Annotated in this window: 13 protein-coding genes; 7 read left to right on the top strand and 6 right to left on the bottom strand. The window is 66.1% G+C overall.

Annotated features, from left to right (window positions below; all coding sequences use genetic code 11):
- Positions 1-5 precede the first annotated feature (5 nt).
- Positions 6-6713, bottom strand: coding sequence for an SDR family NAD(P)-dependent oxidoreductase (locus ABZ453_RS00630; protein ID WP_359010131.1), 6708 nt, complete (start codon positions 6711-6713; stop codon positions 6-8).
- Between the two features lie 44 nt (positions 6714-6757).
- Positions 6758-8509: a fatty acyl-AMP ligase gene (locus tag ABZ453_RS00625; RefSeq protein ID WP_359010129.1), complete on the bottom strand. Its 1752-nt coding sequence runs from the start codon at positions 8507-8509 to the stop codon at positions 6758-6760.
- Between the two features lie 700 nt (positions 8510-9209).
- Between ABZ453_RS00625 and ABZ453_RS00620 the strand changes: the two genes are divergently transcribed.
- Positions 9210-10619: an MFS transporter gene (locus ABZ453_RS00620; RefSeq protein ID WP_359010128.1), complete on the top strand. Its 1410-nt coding sequence runs from the start codon at positions 9210-9212 to the stop codon at positions 10617-10619.
- 552 nt (positions 10620-11171) lie between these two features.
- Here ABZ453_RS00620 and ABZ453_RS00615 read toward each other — a convergent pair.
- Both ABZ453_RS00615 and ABZ453_RS00610 read right to left on the bottom strand, forming a co-directional pair.
- Positions 11172-11642, bottom strand: a complete 471-nt coding sequence (locus tag ABZ453_RS00615) for an Ig-like domain-containing protein (RefSeq protein ID WP_359010125.1) — start codon at positions 11640-11642, stop codon at positions 11172-11174.
- A 220-nt stretch (positions 11643-11862) separates the two neighbouring features.
- Complete coding sequence (locus ABZ453_RS00610) at positions 11863-12879, bottom strand: IPT/TIG domain-containing protein (RefSeq protein ID WP_359010123.1); 1017 nt, start codon at positions 12877-12879, stop codon at positions 11863-11865.
- A 1335-nt stretch (positions 12880-14214) separates the two neighbouring features.
- Between ABZ453_RS00610 and ABZ453_RS00605 the strand changes: the two genes are divergently transcribed.
- The 3 genes from ABZ453_RS00605 to ABZ453_RS00595 all read left to right on the top strand — a co-directional run bounded on the left by ABZ453_RS00605 (position 14215) and on the right by ABZ453_RS00595 (position 16546).
- Entirely contained in the window at positions 14215-14961 is a 747-nt protein-coding gene (locus tag ABZ453_RS00605) for an IPT/TIG domain-containing protein (protein WP_359010121.1), read from the top strand.
- Between the two features lie 489 nt (positions 14962-15450).
- Positions 15451-15708: a hypothetical protein gene (locus tag ABZ453_RS00600; RefSeq protein ID WP_359010119.1), complete on the top strand. Its 258-nt coding sequence runs from the start codon at positions 15451-15453 to the stop codon at positions 15706-15708.
- Positions 15709-15739: 31 nt separating this feature from the next.
- The gene (locus ABZ453_RS00595) at positions 15740-16546 is read left to right on the top strand and encodes a DUF2637 domain-containing protein (RefSeq protein WP_359010117.1); all 807 of its coding nucleotides are present in this window, start codon (positions 15740-15742) and stop codon (positions 16544-16546) included.
- A 329-nt stretch (positions 16547-16875) separates the two neighbouring features.
- Here the strand turns inward: ABZ453_RS00595 and ABZ453_RS00590 are convergent, their stop codons facing one another.
- Both ABZ453_RS00590 and ccrA read right to left on the bottom strand, forming a co-directional pair.
- Positions 16876-17334 (bottom strand): hypothetical protein, encoded by a 459-nt coding sequence (locus ABZ453_RS00590; RefSeq protein ID WP_359010115.1) that lies wholly within the window; start codon positions 17332-17334, stop codon positions 16876-16878.
- Positions 17335-17908: 574 nt separating this feature from the next.
- On the bottom strand, positions 17909-19231 hold the full coding sequence (ccrA, locus tag ABZ453_RS00585; RefSeq protein ID WP_359010567.1) for a crotonyl-CoA carboxylase/reductase: 1323 nt from the start codon (positions 19229-19231) through the stop codon (positions 17909-17911).
- Between the two features lie 377 nt (positions 19232-19608).
- On the opposite strand from ccrA, the gene ABZ453_RS00580 reads away from it, so the two are divergent.
- From ABZ453_RS00580 to ABZ453_RS00570, 3 genes are all read left to right on the top strand, one after another.
- Positions 19609-20016 carry a rodlin gene (locus tag ABZ453_RS00580; RefSeq protein WP_359010114.1) on the top strand — a complete coding sequence of 136 codons (408 nt, stop codon included), beginning with the start codon at positions 19609-19611 and terminating at the stop codon, positions 20014-20016.
- A gap of 61 nt (positions 20017-20077) precedes the next feature.
- On the top strand, positions 20078-21121 hold the full coding sequence (locus ABZ453_RS00575) for an LCP family protein (protein WP_359010112.1): 1044 nt from the start codon (positions 20078-20080) through the stop codon (positions 21119-21121).
- 149 nt (positions 21122-21270) lie between these two features.
- Positions 21271-21675, top strand: coding sequence for a rodlin (locus ABZ453_RS00570; RefSeq protein WP_359010110.1), 405 nt, complete (start codon positions 21271-21273; stop codon positions 21673-21675).
- The last annotated feature ends 19 nt before the right edge of the window (positions 21676-21694 follow it).

The following is a 21694-nucleotide window of genomic DNA, read 5'->3' as shown; positions in this document are numbered from 1 at the left end:
GGAATTCATCCGTGGTCACCGCGTCGGTGTTCGACCGCCCTGAGGGACTGCGTCAGGTGGCGAGCGATCGTGGCAACGTGTGGCGGATCGATGAGGGAGAGGTGGTCACCCTCAACCGGGACGATCTCGAGGGCGGGGCACAGGGATCCCCAGCCGAGATCCGCCTCCGACCTGAGGTAGCGCGGGTCGAGGGCCGTGGTGAGCGGTTGCGCTTGCTGAGCACGGTAGAGGACTACAGGACCGTTGTACGGCCTCGGTGTGTAGCGTTCACCGACGCGCGCGTCGAGATACGAGGTCCGCTGGTGTTCCATGATCCCAGGGCTCATGTCGAGGCCCGACTCGGCCACCAGGCGCATGACCAGATCAATCTGCTGATCCTCGGGGGTGGCGGCCAGTTCGTCGTACGGCAGTTGAAGGTCGTGCCCATAGGTTTTCCGTACGTACTCGGCGAAACGGCCGAACCGCTCCAGCAGTACGTCCTGAGAGTGCAGGCCGGGCAGAGCAGCGGGAAGGATCGTGTCCACGAGGCCGAGAAAGCTGATGTCCTCTCCTGCTGCCCGCAGCTGTTGCGCCACTTCGTAGGCGAGGCAGCCGCCGAAAGACCAGCCGAGAAGTCGAAACGGTCCGCGCGGCTGGATGTCTTTCACGAGGTCTAGATAGTGTGCCGCTTTCTCTTCCATCGTGTCGAGCGTGCTGATCCGCTCCATCCCGTACACAGGCTGGTCAGGCGGCAGCAGTTCGGTCAGGGGCCGATAGACGGACGTCGGTCCCCCGGCGGGGTGGAATGTGAACAGCGGTGCCTTTGCCGTGCCTGGGCCAGGCTTTCGCAAGGTGGTGATGACGGACTCGGCGGCCGGGTTGACTGCCGGCCTGATGAGGTCTGCCACCCCGGCCACGGTCCGCTGCGCCAGGATGTCCGCCGCGGTGATGTCCAGGCGGACATCACCGACTCGGCGCTGGATCGCCTTCACGAGCTGCTCAGCGGTGCCCCGATCGCCGCCGGCCGTCACGAAGTCGGCGCGTACATCGCTGGGCGGACTGTGCAGGATCTCCGTCCAGGTGCTGGCAACCAGGCGCTCGGCGGCATCCCGCGGTTGGATCGTCGACGGCAGGACGGGCTGCGGCCGACAGGTGGGTCCGCTCTCGGACGGGGACGGCGCCTGCTCATTGTCGGCGCCAAGTCCGAGGTCGCTCAGCAGGGCGTCGGCGACCTCCCGCAGCGTTGCGCCCCGCAACATGAGGTCCGTGGGCAGGGTGACAGCGAAGTCCTGCTGGACGGCGTTACGGATGCGTACGGCCATCAGCGAGTCAAGGCCGAGCGCTGGAAGGGAGGCCGTCTCGTCGAGGTCAGCAACGCTGAAACCCATGATGGCAGCTGTGCGTTTGACCAGCCGTTCGAAGACCTTCTCGGCCGCGTCGGCGCCGAGTGCCGCGACGCTGTCGGGGCCGGCCCAGTCGTCGTCGGCGGCGGTGTCGTCTGTGAGCGTTTCGCGGAAGAAGGGGATGTCGAGCATGCCGGGGAATGCCTCGAGCACTCGGCGCGCGTCGAGGTGCACGACTCCTGTGTGAGTGCGGTTGCGGACGATGAGAGTGTGCAATGCGTCCAGGCCTTCGGACAGGCTCAGGCCCTCCAGCGCCATGCCGCGCTGGGCAGGGGCGGCGCCGGTGTCGCGCCAGGGGCCCCACGCGATCGAGAGGGCGCGCTTGCCTTGGGCTCGGTGCTGGTGCGCCAACGCGTCCAGCCATGCGTTGGCGGCCGCATAGGCGGCCTGGCCCGGCGAGCCGAGAAGTGCCGCTGCGGAACTGTAGGAGACCCACCAGTCCAGTGCGTGGCTGCCGAGTGCCTTCTCGAGTTGCAGTGCCCCTGTGACCTTGGGGCGCAGGACCGCGTCGACGTCGGTTGGGGAGAGGTCGGTGATCATCCGGTCATGGAGGACTCCGGCGCAGTGGGCGATCCCGCGCAGGGCGTGCCCTTCGCCGCATGCGCTGTCGACCAGTCGTGCCGCTACCTCAGGGTCTGCGATGTCTCCCTGCACCACGGTGATCGAGGTGGCGCCGCCCGACATCTCGGCGATGGTCTTCTGGGCTTCCGGCGAAGGGGGCCGCCTGCCGTTGAGGACCAGGTGGCCCGCACCTTGCTCGGCGAGGCGGCGCGCCGTCGCCAGGCCCAGGCCCGTTAGGCCGCCGGTGATGATGTAGGCACCGCCGCGCCGGACGAACGGCGCCTTGTGCTGCTGTTCCGTCAGGTCGGCGCGGGTCAGACGGGCGACGAGACGGGTTCCCAGACGCCAGACGACTTCGTCTTCAAGGCTGTCGCCGAGCAGTTCCTGGACGAGGTCGTCGGCGGAGCCGGGATGCATGTCGAGGTCCACCAGGCTCGCCCTCAGGCCGGGCTCCTCCAGGCGCAGGACGCGGACGAGTCCGCGAAGACAGGCCAGGTTCGGTACCCCGGCTTCAGCCTGTGACGTCGACACGGCCCGTTCAGTGACCAGCCACAGTCGTGGTGGTGTGGCAGGGGCATGGGACGCAAGGTGTCTGGCGACCTGGGTGGCTGTCTGCAGCGCTTCTGCATGGTTGGCCTGTGCTGGAGAGGGCAGCAGGAGGACTACGGCCCGGTCGGCATGTTGCTCGGTGCCGGCCAGCCAGTCGGCGAGTACCTGGTCTGTGTGGTCTTCGGAATACGTACCGGCTGTGGTCTGTACCCGTCGCTGCTTCAGGGTCGCGTGCAGGGCCGTGGTCACAGTGGCGTTCGAACGCGCTGAGGCCTCGTCACTCAGCACGAGCGCGCTGTCGAGTCGGCCGGGCAGCGGGGCGGGCGACTTTTGCCACTCGATCTCGTAGGTGAACGCTTCCAGTGGCTCCGGTACCTCTGCGCGTTCGGCGCGGTGCAGTTGGACACCCTGGGCCGTGATGCGCGTTCCTGACCCGCTCGCGACCACGTTCCAGGTCGGCAGGGTGTCGGCCGGGGGCGTCGGTGCGCCGGCAGATGGCGCAGGCTTCGGTGCGGTGGGGTGTGCTTGGATGCTGAGGGGCCCGTCTGCCGTGAGGTTGTGAACGTGCAGACGGTGCACGGCTACAGGGACAGTCTGGGAAGGGTCAATGCCGGGAACGGCGTCGCGCGCATCAGCTGAGTCTGTTCCGGCCGGCGCGTAGAGCACTGCGGTGAGCGCTTCTTCGACGGCCCTGGATACCGATTCCCCCTCGGTGGTGGGTGTCCAGTGGCCGGTGAGGGCTGGCTGCGTTCCGGGGGTGTCTTCGGGTGTGTCTTGGGGAGGTTCCCCCAGGACTCGGACCTGAGCTGATGCATAGCGATGCCAGGTGCCGTCGGTGGCGCGGGCGTTGATCGTTGCGACGGCGTCTTCTTCGCCGGGTTCCCACATCACAGTGACGGGTGTGCTGCCGGCGATCGGCAGCCATCCGTGCAGGGCCAGGTCCTCGATCCGCACACAAGCGCTCGCGTCGCAGTCCTGGGCTTCCCGGGCTGCCGCGATCATGATGGCGGCGGCTGCGGGCAGGGTGAGGACCGGACAGCCGTGGAGGTGGCCTTCGGGAGCGGGGGCAGTGCCGGCTCCCAGGTCGGTTTGCCACAGGATGGTGTCGTTGCGGGGATCGTCGGTACGCGTGCCCAGCAGGCCGTGGCCGACGTCGGAGGCAGCGGTTGCCCGTCCTGGGCGGCCGAACCAGTAGCGTTTGTGCCGCCACGCCGGAGTGGGCAGGGCGACGCGCGTCCCGACAGGCCACAGGCGGTCTTCGTTCAGATCGACTCCGGCGAGGTGCAGTCGGGTGAGTGCCGTGCGCAGGTCGACTGCCTCATCTCCCTCCTTGCGCAGCAGGGGGATGACCGGTGCCCCGTGGGCGTGGAGCGTCTCGTTCAACGGAACGAGTGCGATGGGGTGGGGTGAGATTTCGAGGAAGAGGTCGTGCCCGTCTGCCGCGGCCGCCTCGACCGCCTGGTGGAGGCGAACGGGGCGGCGGAGATTGGCACACCAGTAGTCGGCATCGGCGTGGACGTCTGCGCGGGGGTCTTCGTGCACGGTGGTGTACCAAGGGAGGTCCGCCCGTCGGGGACGCAGTGCTGCCAGCGCGTGGTGGACCCTCGGCAGCACGGGATCGACTGCCGCCGAGTGACCTGCTCCCGCTACCTCAAGGAGCCGGGCGAACACTCCTTGGGCCACCAGTTCTTCCACCAGTGCCCGCACAGGCTGTGCGGGTCCAGCCACGGTGCACCTGAGGGGAGAGGAGTGCACGGCGATGCCGACGCCGGGGTGACGCGACAGGACCGCGGTGCGGGTCTCGAGCGGAAGCTCGACGGCGGCCATCGCCCCGAGGCCCTGTGCGTCGATGGCGGCCAGTTCCTCGGACCGGCGCAGAATCACGCGCAGAGCGTCAGCCAGGTCGAGTGCTCCCGCGGTGACCGCAGCACTGACTTCTCCCATCGAGTGACCGATGACGGCCGCTGGGCGCACACCGTAGGCTTCCAGGGTTCGCGCCAGTGCGATCTGCATGCCGAACAGCAGAGGCTGGACGTGGTCGACGTGGGTGGGGGACGGCGACGGGGTCAGCATGCTGCTGAAGGGGAGCCCCGTTTCGGCCAGGTAGACCGGGTCGAGGTCGCGCACGGCTGCGGCGAAGAACACGTCCTCTTGGAGGAGTCGCCTGCCCATGCCCTGCCACTGGGATCCGTATCCGGAGAACACAAAGACCGGCCGGCGGGTAGCGGCCGATGATCGTCCTGCCGGGTCGTCAGGTGGCGGAGAGACGATGCCGGGCAGCTCCTCGCCGCGCGCCAGAGCGGCCAGTAGTGCTGCAGCGTCCTGGCCGGTGCGCGCGGTAATGGCCGCGCACTTGGGGCCCCGCCGGTGGCGGGCAAGCGTGTGCGCGATGTCCACCAGGGCAGGTGCGTCCTCGGCCGCGGTCAATCGGGCAAGGCCGGCTGCCGCGTCAGCGAGGCGATCCGTTGACCGAGCCGAGACGATCAGTACGTGTGGGCCGTCGTGGCAACCGTCTTCCGTCTGCACTCCGGGAAGCGGCAGGACACGCTTGGTGACGGGTGCCTGTTCAAGAACGACGTGCGCGTTGGTGCCGCCGAAACCGAACGCGGAGACACCGGCCCGCGCAGGCCGCGAAGGCCGCTTGGGCCAGGGGGTGGCGGCGGTGACGACCCGCAGCCGCAGGGCCGGGAAGTCGATGTGCGGGTTGGGGGTGTGGAAGTGCAGGCTCTGCGGGATGCGCTGATGGTGCAATGCCAGGACCGTCTTGATGAGACCGACGATGCCCGCGGCTCCCTCGAGATGGCCGAGGTTGCTTTTGACCGACCCGATCAGCAGCGGCTGGTCGACCAGCCGGCCGCAGCCCAGCACAGCACCCAGTGCACTGGCTTCCATGGGGTCGCCCAGGAGGGTGCCGGTACCGTGTGTCTCGACGTAGTCGATGCTGTCGGGCTCAACCTGTGCGTGGTCGAGCGCTGTGCGCAGAAGGCTCTCCTGAGCTGCGGGGTTGGGGGCCATGAGCCCCGCAGAGCGTCCGTCGCTGTTGACAGCGGTGCCCTTGATGACCGCCAGGATCCTGTCGCCGTCGCGCTGGGCATCGGCGAGCCGTTTGAGCACGACAACGCCGCAGCCTTCTCCTCGGGTGATGCCGTCAGCGCGGCCGTCGAAGGGCTTGCAGCGTCCATCGGCGGCCAGTGCCCCAGCCTGCTCGAAGGAGGCTGTGACCAGAGGAGACAGCAGGACGTTCACACCCGCCGCCAGGGCGGTGTCGCACTCACCGCTCCCCAGGCTCCGGCAGGCATTGTGCACGGCGACCAGGGACGATGAGCAGGCCGTGTCGATCGTGAGGCTGGGTCCGTGCAGATCGAAGACGTACGACAGTCGATTGGCGGCGATGCTCCCGGCCGCCCCGGTACTGGTCCAGGGAGTGAGTCGCGAGGGATCAGACGTGGTCAGATGACCGTATTCGACGGCGCTCAGTCCGACGAACACACCGGAGTTGGTGCCTTCGATCCCGTGCGCCGGCACTCCCGCGTGGTCCAGGGCTTCGCAGCACACCTCCAGCAGCAGTCGTTGCTGAGGGTCCATGACCTCGGCTTCGCGCGGGGTGATGCCGAAATAGTCGGCGTCGAAGGCCTCGATGTCGTGGAGGAAGGCACCGTAAGGGCTGGTGTCCTCGACCAGTTTCGCGGCGCCGGGACCGGTGGCGAAATCTCGCCACCGTCTGCTCGGCACCTGCCCAGTAAGGTCGCTCCCCGTCAGAAGGTGTCTCCAGAAGGTGTCCGCCCCGCTGATACCACCGGGCAGGCGGCAGCCAATGCCGACCACCGCGACAGAGCATGGTGCCGAAGGGGCCACGCGAACGTGGTCGCTGTCCGGGCGCAGCCCCTCAGCGAGGGGCTGCTCAGGACGTGCTCGTGGCTCCCCGCTTTCGACAGCATCCTGTGGGACGGGACACAGGTGCTGCACGAGACGTTCCATGGTCGGGTGTTCCCACACCAGGGTGGCGGGCAGCGGGCGTTTCAGCAGCCGTTCCAGACGTCCGGCCAAGTCGACAGCGGCACGGGAGGTCAGGCCGTAGGTCGCCAGCGGAACGGCGGGGTCGATTTCTTCCTCCGGCACCCTGCAGAGGTCACTGACGAGTTGGCGCAGGGCTGCCCGCAGCCCCGGTGCGGAGATCGGGTCGTCCTCGGATTCCGTGGCCGCTTCGGTGTTGGGTTGCATGGTCTCTCCCCGGGTGCTCCGTCGTGTAGGGCCCGCCCGCGCGCCTAGTCGCCGGTGGGTGCCGCCCAGGTACCGGCCAGGTACAGGTCACGGCATGCGCTGCGGGCGACCTTGCCGCTGGTGGTGTGGGGAACCGCCCCGGGTTGCACGAGAAGGAAGTCGTGGAGGGCAAGTCCATGTTCGGAGGCGACTGCCGCCCGGACGGCGCGCGTCACTTCCTCGAGAACGGAGTCGGCGTCCGTAAGGTCCCGGCCATGCTCAGCGACGACGACCAGGCGTTCCCCGCCGGCAGTGGCCACCGCGAACGCGGCGATATGGTGAGGCCGGATCACCGGATGTGCCTTTTGGACCGTCTCTTCGATGTCGTGCGGATAGTGGTTGGTGCCGTCGACGATCACCAGATCCTTGAGACGACCAGTCACGTAGAGTTGCTTGTCGTGCCACACGCCCAGGTCTCCGGTACGCAGCCAGGGCTCACTTTCCTCGAGAACCGCGCGGAAGGCGGCCTCACTGCTTTCGGCGCAGCCCCAGTAACCGCGTCCGATGTTCGGTCCACGAAGCCAGATCTCCCCGACCTGCCCGTCTTCTCGCCGCCTGTGCGTCGAGGGATCCACGATGGCGATCTCCTGGCCGGTCGGCCGGCCGCATGCGACAAGTTCGACGACCGCCTCCTGGTCGCTGTCCTCCACGACGCGGGCAACCCCCTCCCGCAGGGACTGCCTGTCGAAGGCGGTGACCGTCGGCTCTTCCCCGACGGGAGAAGCAGAAACGAAGACCGTGGCTTCGGCAAGCCCGTAGGAGGGGCGCATGGTCATGCGCTTCATGCCGACCGCCGAGAATGCCGCCTGGAAGCGATCCAGGGTTCGCGGCGCGATGGGCTCGCTTCCGTTGACCATGGCTGCAACGGAGCCGAGTGTCAGAGCGGCCCGTTCTTCGGCAGTCACCCGTTCGACACAGTAGTCATAGGCGAAGTTGGGTGCCGCGGTGATGGCCCCTTTGTGCTCAGAGAGCAGGCTCAACCAACGGCCCGGTTGTTGGATGAACGCCAGGGGATCCATGAGCACCGAAGGGATATGCCCCATGATGGGCAAGGCGACCGCAAGCACGAGGCCCATGTCATGGTAAAGCGGCAGCCATCCCACAGTACAGTTGCGCCCCCGGCGGATGTCGTAAGCATCAAGCGCCTGCCGAGCGTTGATGCACACGTTGGAATGTGTGATCTCCACGCCTGACGGAATCCGGGTGGAGCCGGAGGTGTACTGCAGGTAGGCCACATCACCGGGTTGGGGGTCTCGATCCTCGACAGGAGGCTGTTGCGCGGCCTCCTGCACATCCGATTCAGTGACGACACCGCAGCCGGACACGATTCCTTGGGCGGCGCAGAAATCCGTGAGTGGCCGGCGGTGGTCCTCCACGCTCAGCATCAGGACGGGGGCCGCGTCCTGAAGGACGGCGGCAAGTTTGTCCTTGTGGCCTGGAAGGAACGGGGTGAACAGCGGGACGGCGATCGCTCCCGCGCAGATGGCACCCAGGAAGCCGACGATGTATTCGAGGGACTGCGGCGCGACGATCGCGACCCTCTCACCGGCAGCACCCATGTGTCGCAGGCCTGAGGCTGTGACGCGTACCCGGGTATTCAGTTGCTTCCAGGTCAGCGATGTGACTGTTCCCCGGCTGTCAGTGCTGTGGTCGACGAACGTGAAAGCCGTTTCCTCCGGCGTGCATGCGGCCGTGTGGGCGAGCTGCTGGCTGAGTGTCTCTGTCACCGACGATGGCACTGACTCACCGACCTTCATTTCAGCATGGCAAAGAGCCCCGGGATCAGTCGGGCACAGCCGAACGGGATATCACACGCTGCAGTTGCCTGATTGGGAATGCAAAGCAGCACAAAGAGTGAAACACGACACCGACCCCTTCTCTACATGACACGCCGCCACCTGGACGGCGGGCGGCCCGTACACCGGCCAGCGGGTTTTGAGAGCGCGCCTATAGCAACGCCCCCAGGTGCCGGGCCAGTTGTTTCGAATTGCCGGCCTCGGAGGGCGTGAAATCGCGGGGCCCGCAACACTGCGGTCGTCTCGGTAGGCCAGTCGAATGAACTGTCGTGGCGGCGCTCCGAAGGGCTGCGCTTCGAAGACGACGGCGGCTCCTCGCAGATGGCACCCGCTGCTCCCCAGACAAGTGGGGCAGACCCCGGCTTCTCCTGACCCCATGACCGCGACCTGCCGAGAGCAGCTCGCCGCGCCGATCGTGCCCCTGTGAGACAACCTGAACGTGGCACAAAGACGCCCAGATGCAAGCGCCTCGACACGCCCCGACCGCCTGTTGCGCCCATCGGCCGGGGCCAGCGCAATATCCAGTGCCGGGGCAATCTCGTTGATGAATATCTGAGCGAAACCGGCCTCACCGCGGCGAGGCAGAAAGGCCAGTAGCTGACCGTCTCGACGGATTGGTTGCCGACACAAATGTCAGGAGCATCGTGACAGGTAGGGAATCATGGGTCGACTACGTGTACTAAGCATCGTCACAGCTGTCGTTCTCTCGACCTTCTTGACGGCCCTGGACAACACCGTAGTGAATCTCGCCCTCCCGCAGATGCGCACTGAACTCGGCCTGACAGACACTGATGTGAAGTGGGTGGCGACCGCATACCCTCTGGCCCTTGCCAGCTTCTTACTGTTTGCCGGGCGCCTGACGGACGGAAAGGGTCGACGATGGTCCCTGCTGACAGGTGTCGCCGTATTCACGGTGTCGTCGGCCTGCTGCGCTTTGTCGACCACGGGAGTGATGCTGGCCTGCCTCCGCGGTGTCCAGGGCGGCGGTGCCGCGTTCATCTTGCCCGCGTCACTTGCCATGATGTCGCACGATCTCCCAAGCCGGGTACGGACTGCGGGCTTTGGCGCAACGACTGCCGCGATGGCCTCTGCTTTGGCCTTCGGACCTGTGATCTCCGGCGTCGTCACGCAGCACCTTGGATGGGAGTGGCTGTTCGTCATGAACGTCCCGCTCGGCGTAGCCAGCTTCGTTGTCGGTGCCCTCGCCCTGCCCAGCGGCCCTTCTCGTCCACAACAGGGCACACATGATGTAGCCGAAGGGTTGCATCGTCATATCGCACTGGCGTGCCTGTCCATCGCCTCCTTCGTCTACTGCCTGATCCAAGCGCCTTCCACGGGGCTCGGTGAGCCGTCCGTGATGGTCTCTGGGATCGCCGCCGTCAGCGGTGCGATCGTGCTGGCGTGCAAGAAGCGCAGCAGGCGCAGCAGTAGCCCCGCGGTGGGGCAACTTCTTCGAGCCCGACCCTTTGCGGGCGGGCTCATCACCCAACTCCTGTGGGGCCTGGGAGTGACCGGTGTGTACTTCTATACGTCCCAGTTCCTGCAGAGTGCCCTACACCTCAGCCCGACAGAGGCTGGGCTGACATTCACTCCGGTGGTTTCGGCTCTCTTCCTCACGGCCCCATTCGTTTCCGTCATGGCCAAGCGGTGGGGAGATGGTCAAGTCGCCGCTACAGGTCTGATGTCAGTTGCCGCGGGACTGCTGCTGATCGCCCTCGGCAGTCTTCAGGGCAAGCTCCTCGGCCTCATGCCCGGCCTGGCAGCGGTAGGAGCGGGCTCCGCCTTGGCTCTTCCTCTGACAACCCGCGCCCTGGAATCTTCACCCGTCCACCTGTCCGGGTTCGCCGCCGGCCTGTTCAGCGCTACCCGCGAACTGTCTGGCGTGCTCGGTATTGTCTTGGTAGGTGCAGTAGTGACCGTTGGAGATTATGCGTCCGTGGCTCGGGGAGCCACACAGGGGCAGGCATTCCTGACGGGCTACCAGCTCGGTCTCTGTGTGGCAGCGGCACTCGTGGCAACCGGAGCACCCGTGGCCGTATGGGCCCTTCGCCCCATCAAGCGCACGCCCTAGTGTCAGGCGCTTTGGGCGAGACGCCGGACGTCTTCCAAGGCGCTGGCTCTGCGGTGCCGGATCGTGCTGGAATGGCAGATCCAGTGGCTGGACGGTCGGTGCCGGTGCTGCACCGCCACGGCGAGGTGATCGCACCTCACCCCCACCAACGACTTCTGGCTCAACCAGGTCGAGCGATGACTCGCAAGGGTTGTCGCCTACGGCTATCAGCAGGGCGTGGCACGGCCCGGGCCATCCGGGACAGCCCTCGCGATGGGATGCGCGAGCAGCCGAAGCGTGCAGACTGTCGTCTCGGCTGCCGCGCTGCCTTCACAAGGGGCCCAGCTCCGCCGTACTGGTCAACGCGCCGTGCACCCTGCGCGAGACGCTGGAACCGCGGTGGACGCGCGCATCCGGCGAGCGGTGACAGTTGTGGGCACTACCCGAACAAGCAGGATGTCCCGAGGCGCGTCGACATGGCGCTGCCCGCTGTCACCGAAGGTGAGCCAGGGCCGCTGATCTGACGGACCCGGACGGAGCCGAAGGCCGTGCGGATCTCTGCTTTGTGATCGTTTATTTGTCGATGTCAACGGTGTTGCCGGAGTCGCTCACGGAGAAGTTGATCAGCCCGTTGCACAGCAGGAAACACCCGCCGGGAGTGGGGCCTGGTGCCAGCGGCGTGACCTGGACGGTGGTGGTGTTGCTGGAGGCGTCACACTCCGCGTTGCCGTTGTAGGCGGCGGTGATGTCGTGCGAGCCCGTGGTGGTGAACGTGGTGGTGTAGCTGGCCTGGCCGTCCGCACTGACGGGCACGGTGTCGAGCAGGGTGGGGCCGTCGAAGAACGTCACGCCGAGGCCGCCGCTGGGGTCGGCGGTACAGTCGACCGTGGCCGTCAGCAGCACCTGGGAACCCGCCACCGCGGACGATGGAATGGCCGTCACCGTGGTGCTCGAGGCTACGGCCCAGGCAGGCGATGCCAGGCCCAGCACGGCGGCCAGGGCTGTGGCGACGACCAGTCGCCCTCTACGCGGTGTGATCCTCACTGGTTCGGCTCCTTGTACTCGCCGGATCCGCGGACTGCGGATGCCGTGCAAAGCCTCACGCTAGGAGGATCTCTGTTGCCGTCCCTGGAAGGAGCGCCCGTAAGTAACCTGATTGGATCATCTGCATGAACCCGGTCGTCGTACAGACGAGCGTGGGGGCGGTCATGTTCCACCACGTACGAGGTGTGGGCGGCGGCGGCTGCCCCGGGATCTTTGGATGTCAGATGCCAGGCGGGGCGTTGCGGGTGTAGGTCAGCCCGGGGGCGGTACCGCCCGCTGTGGTGACGGTCACGGTGACTGGACCTGCCGGTCCTGCGGGTGCGACCGCCGTGACCTGCGTGTTCGACACGACGGTGAACGGCGCGGTCACAGCCCCGAAGACGACGGCTGAGGCGGTGGCCAGGTTCGTCCCGGTGAGGGTGACTACGGTGCCCGCGGACGTTGGACCACTACTGGGCACCAGTACTGTCAGGGCGGGGCTGGGGATGTAGGAGAAGGCGACAGGGTTGCTCGCGCCCCCCGGGGTGATCACCGTGATCGGTGAACTGCCCGTGCCTGGCGGGGCGATGGCCGTGATCTGCGTCGCCGACACCACGGTGAAGGAGGCGGCGTTGGTGTTGTCGAACCACACGGTGCCGGCGTTGAGCAGATTGTTCCCGGTCAGTGTGACGGTCACTCCTCCGGCCGTCGGGCCCCGGGCGGGTTCGGCACTGCTCAGGACGGGAGGCGCCGCGTAGAAGAAGAAGGCGTCCGGGGCGCTGGTGCCCCCCGGTGTCGTGACGGTCACGACGGCGGCCCCGGCGCTTCCTGCAGGTGTCACGGCAGTGATCTGGCTGGCCGAGTTCACGGTGAACGACGTCGCCGGGACCCCGGCGAAAGTGACCGTGGTGGCCCCGGTGAACCCGGTTCCTGCGAGGGTGACACTGGTGCCACCCGACGTCGGGCCGTTGCTCGGGGTCAGGCCCGTGACCACCGGTGTCGGCGCCGCCACGTAGGTGAACGTCACCGAGTTGCTGGTGCCGGTTGGATTGACGACGGTCACCGCCGTGGCTCCCGCGGCGTGGGGAGGGCTCACGGCGGTGATCTGGGTGGCCGAGTTGACGGTGAAGGAGGTGGCATTAGTGCTGCCGAACCGTACGGCGGTGGACCCCGTCATCCCAGTGCCGGTGAGGGTGACCGTGGTGCTCCCGGTAGTGGGCCCCTGCGCGGGACTGATGGTGCTGATCGTGGGTGGCATGACGATGCCCTGCCTTTCTGCAGGCCTCGAGATGATCATTCGTGAATTCAGCGGGTCCCTGTGCTCCGCGACGGCCGCGGCTTGGCGTCAGCAGGGGGAGGCTCCTACGGCAGCTTCGGTCCCGTGAGGACCTGGCACCGTATGTGAGGGTCGAATGCCCGAACGACATACCGGCGGCCACTGCTGGCCCAACGCCGTTTGTCGTGACCGCGTTGCCGCCGGGAAAAGCGCCGGTAGCCGGCCCGAGCGAGGACTTGAGCGAAGCACCGACGCAGAAGAACGGCATCGGGTTGCCCGTGCCGTCCGCGCTGGTCATCCTCTCGCCGGCACTGCCGGCACCCGAGCGCGACACTGCGGTGCCAGACAGGTTCGTATGGGAGTGATGGTCGCCAGAGCACCGTCGCCGGTGGATGCCTGGTGCGAAGAGACAGGCATGACAAGGCTCCTCGTTGACAGAACAAGGCCAGACACATCGAATCCCCGGGGACCACGGAGGTCCTGCGCGGAAGACCCACGGAGGGAGTCGGCATCCGAACTGTGCAGCCGGGGTGGCGGAGTTCCGCCGTCGGTGCACAGAAAAGAACCGGCACATGCCGCCCGTGACGTGATCTCCGGTCAAGGGATGGGCGGCCCGCCGGTTCGTTGTTTCAAGTACTCCACAGGGAACCGCCTTTCGCAAGGGGGCGATACAACTCAATGGATGCTTGAGCATGTTCATTGCGGGCGCCTGTGTACCACCGGCTTGCGCGCCTGCCCTGCGACCGGCCTGACCCCAGTGGGTCGAACGCAGCGCGGATTATGCCCCGGATCCGCGGAATCGGGCATCCAGAAGTAAGGGCCGCGGAGCGCCCAACTGTCCAACGTCAGCGACCAGACGAACTCGTTCCTGTGGTGCCAACCCCTTATCGAAGCAGGGCAGTTGCCCGGCACCAACAGAACCGATCAGTCCGGACTCGCTGCGGCCGGCACACGCATGAGATGTACTCCATTCGGGTGATGTGCGGGATGGCCTCTTGTCACCCATTTGGGGCTGTGGGTCACTGAGAGTGTGAACCGGCGGGCTGCCCATCCCGTGCCGGGGTGAACGTTGAGACAGGCAGCCCTTGCCGGTCTTCTCCTTGCCCAGGGAGATGACGCAGGCTGCTGTGCTTGCCGCCATTCCGCGGCGGGCGGCTCTTCCTTCACTCTGGGCCCGGCACTGACGGCGCCTGAAGGCGTCGGGAAGAGAGCAGGTGCTTGTCGCCTGCGGCCCGGCTCCGCGATGCTGCGCCCCGGTGGTCAGGTCCCCCATGCCGGTTCCTCGCATGTCCCCATCGATCAGCGAGGAGTGTCCTCATGCCCATTTCTCCGAATCAGGGTTCCACCGGTGGCGGAACCCTGGTGACCATCACCGGCACAAACCTGTCCAACACCAGCGCGGTGACCTTCGGCAGCAAGCGGGCCACAAGCGTCACCAACGTCTCGCCGACCCAGGTCACCGCTGTTGCCCCCTCGGGGACCGGCACGGTCGGGGTGACCGTGACCACCCCGGGCGGGACCAGCAACCCGGTGCCGTTCTTCTACGTCGGCGCCCCGTTCAAGTCCTCCCTGGGTACAAGCTCCGGGGCGCTGGCCGGAGGCAACAGCATCACCATCAACGGCACCGGCCTGTCCACGGCCACGAGCGTGTCCTTCGGCGGCGTGACCGCCACGCCGACGGTGAACTCCGACAGCTCGCTCAGCGTCACGGTGCCGGCAGGGGCGGCGGCCGGGCCGGTGGCGGTCAGCGTGACCACCGCCGGGGGCACCAACAACGGCCTGACCTACACCTACATCGACGACCCCACGATCGGCACGCTCAGCCCGACTTCGGGTCCCACGTCCGGTGGTACGGCGGTGACCATCACCGGCACCAACCTCGACAGCACCGAGTCGGTCACCTTCGGCGGCACCCCGGCGCCGTTCTCGGTGATCAACACGACCACGCTGTCCGCGGTCACCCCGCCCGGCGCCGCCGGGGCGGTCGACGTGGTCGTCACCAACCCCGCAGGGTCCGCCACCGCGACCGCCGCGTTCACCTACGTCGCCGGCCCCGGCATCTGACCCTCCCCGGCCTTCGCTGAGCGAAGGCAATGACCCGTCCGGGCGGCAGCCCCCCTGCGCCCGGACGGGTCTCATCCTTCTCCGGATGTAGTGCGTGGCACGCCATTCCCAGGCGACGACGGCCGCGGACCGGCCCGACAGTCTGATCGCCTCGGCGTCAGTCAGAGCCAGGACGGCACAGTAATCGCAGGTCACGTCGCCCAGGTGCGATTGCAGAGTGGAGCATCGGAGATGCGCACCCGCCATCCCTTGATCACGAACTTCACTCGAAACGAGACGCGCCCTTCACCGTTTCGGTCGGGGTTACCATAAAAATCACAGTCGGCCGAGATGCCCATAAAGCAATACGTAAGTGTTGTGGTTGATCGGCATTCCCCGCCTCATACGATGGCCTGTAGGTCTGCCCGATACCTGCACAACATGTTTGTCTGGCTAATCATTCACCCGTTCGCGGCGCATCCGCCAACGAGGGACGCCGTTAGTCGCTACATGACGAAGGCAATCGAGGAACAGACCATCGGCCCTCTCCCGAAGCGGACTCGCCCGAACGATGTCCGCGTCACACGACTGGGCTCTTTCACCTACATTCCGAAACCCGCCAGCGACGAAACGATGAACGGGGTTCTCGCAAAGGGGGGACTGTCCATCACGCTTGATCTGATCGATGAGGACCTGCATGATTTCGTGCAGGCTTTGAGTGTTCTGGAATGTGGTCTTTCAAGACGCTGGATGAAGCTGGAAGCCTGAGTGTCGACACGAAAAGACGGGCCACCACGCCATGCACGAAGAAGGACCAATCCCCTATTCCGATTTCTCCGCCGAATTTTTGCACGGCTATAAGGATGTCAACGAATATCAGAATCCAGTTGGAATTCTCTATCCTCCTTTGACGCCGCCGGAGTCAGGCTGGGATCCTGCAGAAGAGCTGGCCTTTATGCTGCGCGATGCTGTCGAGGCGGAGCAGGCCAGAATTCCGGCCGCACGAGGCGGGGAACCTGCGGATGCGAGGTCCCATCGGGAGAACTTGGTACAGATCACCGCAGAGTTGCCACCCGTCAAGGCCGCGGCCCCGGGCCATCGCAGGACTCGGGCACCACGCAGAGACAAGTTCCTTACTCTCAGTTACTGCATTGGCGCAGTGGTGGCCGTCATCGCGGCGACGGTCAGCGTGTTCGGTGGGGTGATTGCCTACGATCCGCTGCTGTTCATCGCCGCGGGCCCCACCGCCAGCAGCGTCGTCTCCTGGTGGCCTCTCCTGATCTTCGGCCCCTGGTTGGTGGCGTCGCTGTCCATCCTGCGTCACGCGCTGCACCGGAGCCGGTCCTTGCACTCCTGGTGCGTGGTCTTGGTGTTCTCGTCCATCGCCATGGCCTTGTGTGTCGCCCAGGCCCCAAACGACCTCATGGGCAGAGCGGCGGCTGCGATGCCGATCTTCGCGTCCTTGACCTGCTTCCAGCAGTTGGTACGCCAGATCACCCTGACCAGGCCACCCCGGCGTCCATTGCGCCGACACCGACTGCAGCCGACGGAGGCACCCGTTGATGGAGTGCCGTCGAACAGCGGGCCTCAGACCTCCGTCAGGTGACACTGCCACCGTGGCCCATGCGACCTGCCCCAGGCACGCGTCGAGTGGGTCACCGCGCTCAGCTCACGCGGGAGGGTGGCCGCCACCAGCGCCAGAAGCAGTCACCCGGACAGGACCCAAACGGTGCCGCCACTGCTTCGCCGACAGCGGCGGCACCGGGGAGCCTCCGGCCCAGGCGGCGACGTGGGAAGGACCGGATGAGCCCACACCGCAACCCTGCAAGCGGCGCCGCCCCGGCGCCAGCGGTGCGCCGCCGAACGGAGGAGCACATGCTGCGCCCATTTTCCTGTCTTTGCCGGACATCGGTTCCCGTCCAGGTGCAACGCTGACTACCTGGTCGTGGATGGTGACCCGGCAAGCGCGGCAGCCTGCAGGGCTCTTTCCAGCAGGTCCGGGGAGTGCAAAGTCCCCGTTCCATTCGGTGGAATGACCCATTCCAGATGTCCGGTGTCACGGTAAGGGGGCGGAACCGCAACCCAGCATCCCTTGCCGACGTGGCGGACACCGACGCCGATCCACTGGCCGGCCTGGCCGGGAGGCAGGAAGAAGCCCACCCTACGAGCTCTTCTGTGCCTGAGGACGGGGCCGGGAGTGTGCAGCGGGTCCTCCCACAGGACGTTCAGAGCAAGCAGCCCGAGGCTTTCGGGGACACTGAGAACGTTCCAGTAGCGCCCGGCTTCCAGCAGGGTCGTGCCCGTTCCGGAGTCCCATTGCCGTTTGCACGCTCGGGGGTCGGAGGAGGCCGCGGCAAGCCACTCCACACTGCGCATCCATGCTGAGTTCCACATGTGATCTCCTGAAAGGCCTCGTCGAGAACGCGCCATACCCATGGCTGTGCACCGAGTACGTATCTGCAGGTCAAACGGTGATCATGCTGATGGTTGCCGGAAGGCCGGGGGAAGGGTGGCGAACCCTGGCGCTTCGGGGATCACCGTTGTGGGTGACAGCAGGCAACCAGAACATCGGCAATGTCGCATGATGCCCCGGTTTGTGCTCGCGAGGTTCCAGGCGGTGAAGGCCGTTGAGCGCCGCAGGTCTCGCGAACTCGAGCGAGTGCCGGTTTACGTGACCTATCGCGATGCGAATTCCCACACCATGGGACGCACATGGCGTTCCGGTGCGTAGCGTGTTCAACGGTTCGGAATTTACGGGTACACTTGCAGTGTTACACGCGGGCATATGGTGGCCGCAGCACGCTCCCTAAAGAGATATGTAGCTTACCGGTTAATCGCGCTAACCATGTCTGACTCCATGCAAATGGACCGGCCGGTGCTTCATCGGACCGGATCCTCGCGTGGAGTTGCCGAGCGGGCCCGACTGTCTCCCTTTCCGGTCGGGCCCGCTCAAGGTCGATTCGAACTTTTATCTACGGAACGCCCTGAGGCGGTGCTCACCGATCTTCTCCCGGGCGTTCGGATCGGTAACACCCAGGCCCGAATGAGGGGCGAGGCACAACACGCCTACCTTGCCGATGTGCTGATTTGTTTGAACGCTGCGGGCCGCAACCCCGACTTCATCCAGGGTGTATGTTGCGGAAAGAGCCGGCACCACATGCCCCAACGCGATGAGTCTATTGACCTCACACTGCTCGTAGAGGTTGGCGCCGTGGCTCCCGATGATCCTCTTCAGGCGCATCCAAAGGTATCTGTTGTCATAGAGGTGCTCGTAACCTGTGCTCGATCCACAGGTCACGACGGTGCCCCCACGCCTGGCAAGGAAGACGGAAGCGGCAAAGGTCTTCCTACCGACGTGCTCGAACACAATGTGCGGGTCCTCTCCGACCATGTCGCGGATGGCTCGTCCCATCCTTTTCCACCCCTCGGGCTGCTGCAGAATCGCGGGGTCACCATCCTCGAGGTCGGCGCGGTTGATGACCGCATGGCATCCGAGCGCCTTCAACAGCTCTGCTTTTTCAGCCGAGTTGACAACGCCGACAGGGATCCCGCCGCCGTTGAGGACCAGCTGAACGGCGTAGGATCCCAGCCCTCCGGTAGCGCCCCAGACAAGGACAACGTCTCCTTGCTTCATCTGCGCTCCGCGGTCGCTCACCAACATTCGGTAAGCAGTGCTTGCGCATAGCGGATTGACCGCCGCCTCCTCCCAGGTCAGAGCAGCGGGCTTAGGCATCAGCTGACTGGCCCGCACCACTGCATAATGCGCCAGTCCTCCAAAATTGGTCTCGAAACCCCAAGCCTTCTGTCCCTCTCCAAGCATTCCGTCCCGATGGGTGTCGTGGTCCTGCTCGTCGACGTAGGCGGGAGAAATCACAACATGATCACCCACCTTCCACTTTCGTACGGAGGAACCTGTCCTGACGATGACTCCCGATGCGTCAGATCCGACGATGTGGTAAGGCAAGTCGTGACGCTTCTCCCAGCCGCCGGCCTTGCCCATCTGCTTGAGGAACTGGAATGTGGGGATCGGTTCGAACATGGCCGTCCACACAGTGTTGTAGTTAATCGAACTGGCCATGACGGCAATCAATGCCTCATCGGGCGCCAGATCGGGCATGGGTACCTTGTCAATGACAATGGACTTGCGTACGTCCTTGTCCTCCATGGACTGAAAGACATCGGTGTCTTCCTCGCGCACAGTGGCCGCCGGGAAATAGTCCGGGACCGGCAGGCCTTCCAGGTCCGCTGCCTCGGCACCAGCGATGACTGCTTCGGACATGGACGTCTGCATCATGACTCCCTATTGACCAACGTCGGCGACGTTACTGCTCCCGCACTTTCAGGAAGCCCTCACCCAGCCAGCAGCGCAAGCGCAAGAAATGCAGTGTGCTCGAGCCCCCGGCAAAAATCCCAGGTCAACTGGGCAGTGCACACTCCCGGTCCGCCAGGTTCTCCTTCCCGGATGGAGCAGGCCGCCACACCTGTGCGCGCACCGCGCGACGCTGGAGACGGCGCCGGCTGGGGGTGCGCACGAAGCGACCCCGGAGAACGCTCCGCCCCGCCGGGATTCACCTGCGGCCATTGGGGTGAAGGGGAGCAACCACGCGGTGCGGGCGGAGTTGTTCAGAGCGCTCCGGTGGACGGGGTTACTCCAGAAGGGACCAGCAAGTGATCAAGAAGGTTATGGCTGCCGCGGTGGTCGCCGCTTCCGTTGTCGGAGCCTCGGCGGTCTTCGCGCCCCAGGCGCTGGCCATCGGGAACGACGGTGGCGTCAGCACCGCCAACGGCAACGGTGCCGCGCAGATCTACGGCAACCAGGCGACGTACGGGAACATGAGCCCGCAGATGGCCCTCATCCAGGGTTCGCTGAACAAGCCCTGCCTCGCCCTGCCCACGAAGGTCAACACCCAGTCCTTGACGGCGGTCACCACCGCCCTCCAGGACGTCCCGATCCTCTCGGCTCCGCAGAACCAGCAGTGCACCGAGAACTCCACCCAGGCCAAGGGCGACGAGCCGCTGTCGCACATCCTGGACAACATCCCGGTCCTGTCCGGCAACGGTTCCCGCCACAGCTGATCGGGTGACGCACGCAGCGGGCCGCCGAATTCTCGGCGGCCCGCTCGCCTACCTTCCTCGCATGGCGAAAAACCCTTTCCGTTTCCGGAAGTCACTGCGGCGCATGCTCATTCCGGGAATGGTGCTGCTGGCTGCCGTCCCTCTTCTCGGTAACTCCGCGTTCCGGGCTCCCGCGAAAGCGGACCACGGAACGAACATCCTGCTGCTGGGAACCGACGGCCGCGACACCATCACACCCGAGGAAAAGCGGAAGTTCCACGCGGGTGGTGTCGCCTGCGACTGCACGGACGTGATGATGCTCGTCCATCTCTCCGAACGCCGGGACCGGGTGAGCGTGGTCAGTCTGCCGCGCGACTCCCTCGCGCAGATTCCCGCCCGGCGCGACGACTTCACCGGGAAACAGCTTCCGGCGCATCCGGCGAAACTCAACAACGCCTATGCCGAGGGCGGGGCCCAGCTCACCATTCGCACCGTGCAGGACATGACGCACGTGCCGATCGACCACTTCCTGCAGATCGACTTCCGCCGGTTCATGGACGCCGTCGACCAGGCCGGCGGGGTGGAGGTGTGCACAGCGCGCCCGCTGAAGGACTCGGCCACCAAGCTCGACCTCGCGCCCGGCCGGCACCGGCTCGGCGGCGGGCAGTCCCTGCAGTACGTCCGCTCACGTCATGTGGACGGTTCGGCGGACCTGGGCCGGATTCAACGCCAGCACCGGTTCCTGGTCGCGGCGTTGCGCGGACTCGTGTCCCGGCATGTGCTGACCGACCCGAAAGCGATGCTGCGCATCGGCCGCACCCTCCTCGGCGCCGCTTCGGTCGACCAGGGCTTCGGGACTGGTGACCTGGTGGAGCTGGCGTCCGTACTGAGCCGAGTGCCGCTGTCAGGCACCGAGTTCGCCACGGTGCCGATCGCCGGCTTCAACCCGGTCATCAAGGGCGTCGGCTCGACACTGCGCTGGGACACGAAGAAGTCCGACCAGGTGTTCGCCGACCTGCGTGCGGACCGGCCACTGATCGCGGCGGGACAGAACCCCCTCCCCAGCGATCCGCCGGACATGCGCTCCTCCCTGCCCGTCCGGGGAAGCTCACTCGCGTGTCGGTAACGAGATAACACTTTCTCCTCCACACTGGTCCGAATGGGGCAAACGGCGCAACCAAACCCCCACTCGGTGGTTGGTCAAAACGCGGCTCTACAACGGGGTCCGCTCTCCGAAACTCTGCACCGGAGTCCGCTCTCCGAAGGGAAAGAAACATGAAGAAGCTGTGGGCAAGCGCGGCCATCGCCGCCTCCATCGTCGGCGCCACGGCCGCGACCGCCGCCCCTGCCTTGGCGATCGGCAACGACAACGGGGTCACCACCGTCAACGGCAACGGCTCCGTCCAGAAGTACGGCAACCAGGCCACGCACGGCGACATGAGCCCCCAGCTCGCGCTCGTGCAGGGTTCGCTGAACAAGCCCTGCCTCGCCCTGCCCTCGAAGGTCAACACCCAGACCATCGCGTCGGTCACCACCGCCCTCCAGGACGTCCCGATCCTCTCGGCCCCGCAGAACCAGCAGTGCACCGAGAACTCCACCCAGGCCAAGGGCGACGAGCCGCTGTCGCACATCCTGGACAACATCCCGGTCTTTTCCGGCAACGGCGCCAGCAACAGCTGACCGCAGCACCGCCGAAGCG

The sequence above is a fragment of the Streptomyces sp. NPDC005799 genome (genome assembly GCF_040630525.1).
GTDB lineage: Bacteria > Actinomycetota > Actinomycetes > Streptomycetales > Streptomycetaceae > Streptomyces > Streptomyces griseorubiginosus_B.
The sequence above is the reverse complement of the archived record's forward strand: the minus strand, read 5'-3'. Positions and strand labels throughout refer to the sequence as shown.

Coding starts and splice junctions, on each gene's coding strand:
- ABZ453_RS00630 (WP_359010131.1), bottom strand. CDS start 6,713: ATGCAACCCAACACCGAAGCGGCCACGGAATCCGAGGACGACCCGATC.
- ABZ453_RS00625 (WP_359010129.1), bottom strand. CDS start 8,509: ATGAAGGTCGGTGAGTCAGTGCCATCGTCGGTGACAGAGACACTCAGC.
- ABZ453_RS00620 (WP_359010128.1), top strand. CDS start 9,210: ATGGGTCGACTACGTGTACTAAGCATCGTCACAGCTGTCGTTCTCTCG.
- ABZ453_RS00610 (WP_359010123.1), bottom strand. CDS start 12,879: ATGCCACCCACGATCAGCACCATCAGTCCCGCGCAGGGGCCCACTACC.
- ABZ453_RS00605 (WP_359010121.1), top strand. CDS start 14,215: ATGCCCATTTCTCCGAATCAGGGTTCCACCGGTGGCGGAACCCTGGTG.
- ABZ453_RS00600 (WP_359010119.1), top strand. CDS start 15,451: ATGACGAAGGCAATCGAGGAACAGACCATCGGCCCTCTCCCGAAGCGG.
- ABZ453_RS00595 (WP_359010117.1), top strand. CDS start 15,740: ATGCACGAAGAAGGACCAATCCCCTATTCCGATTTCTCCGCCGAATTT.
- ABZ453_RS00590 (WP_359010115.1), bottom strand. CDS start 17,334: ATGTGGAACTCAGCATGGATGCGCAGTGTGGAGTGGCTTGCCGCGGCC.
- ccrA (WP_359010567.1), bottom strand. CDS start 19,231: ATGCAGACGTCCATGTCCGAAGCAGTCATCGCTGGTGCCGAGGCAGCG.
- ABZ453_RS00575 (WP_359010112.1), top strand. CDS start 20,078: ATGGCGAAAAACCCTTTCCGTTTCCGGAAGTCACTGCGGCGCATGCTC.
- ABZ453_RS00570 (WP_359010110.1), top strand. CDS start 21,271: ATGAAGAAGCTGTGGGCAAGCGCGGCCATCGCCGCCTCCATCGTCGGC.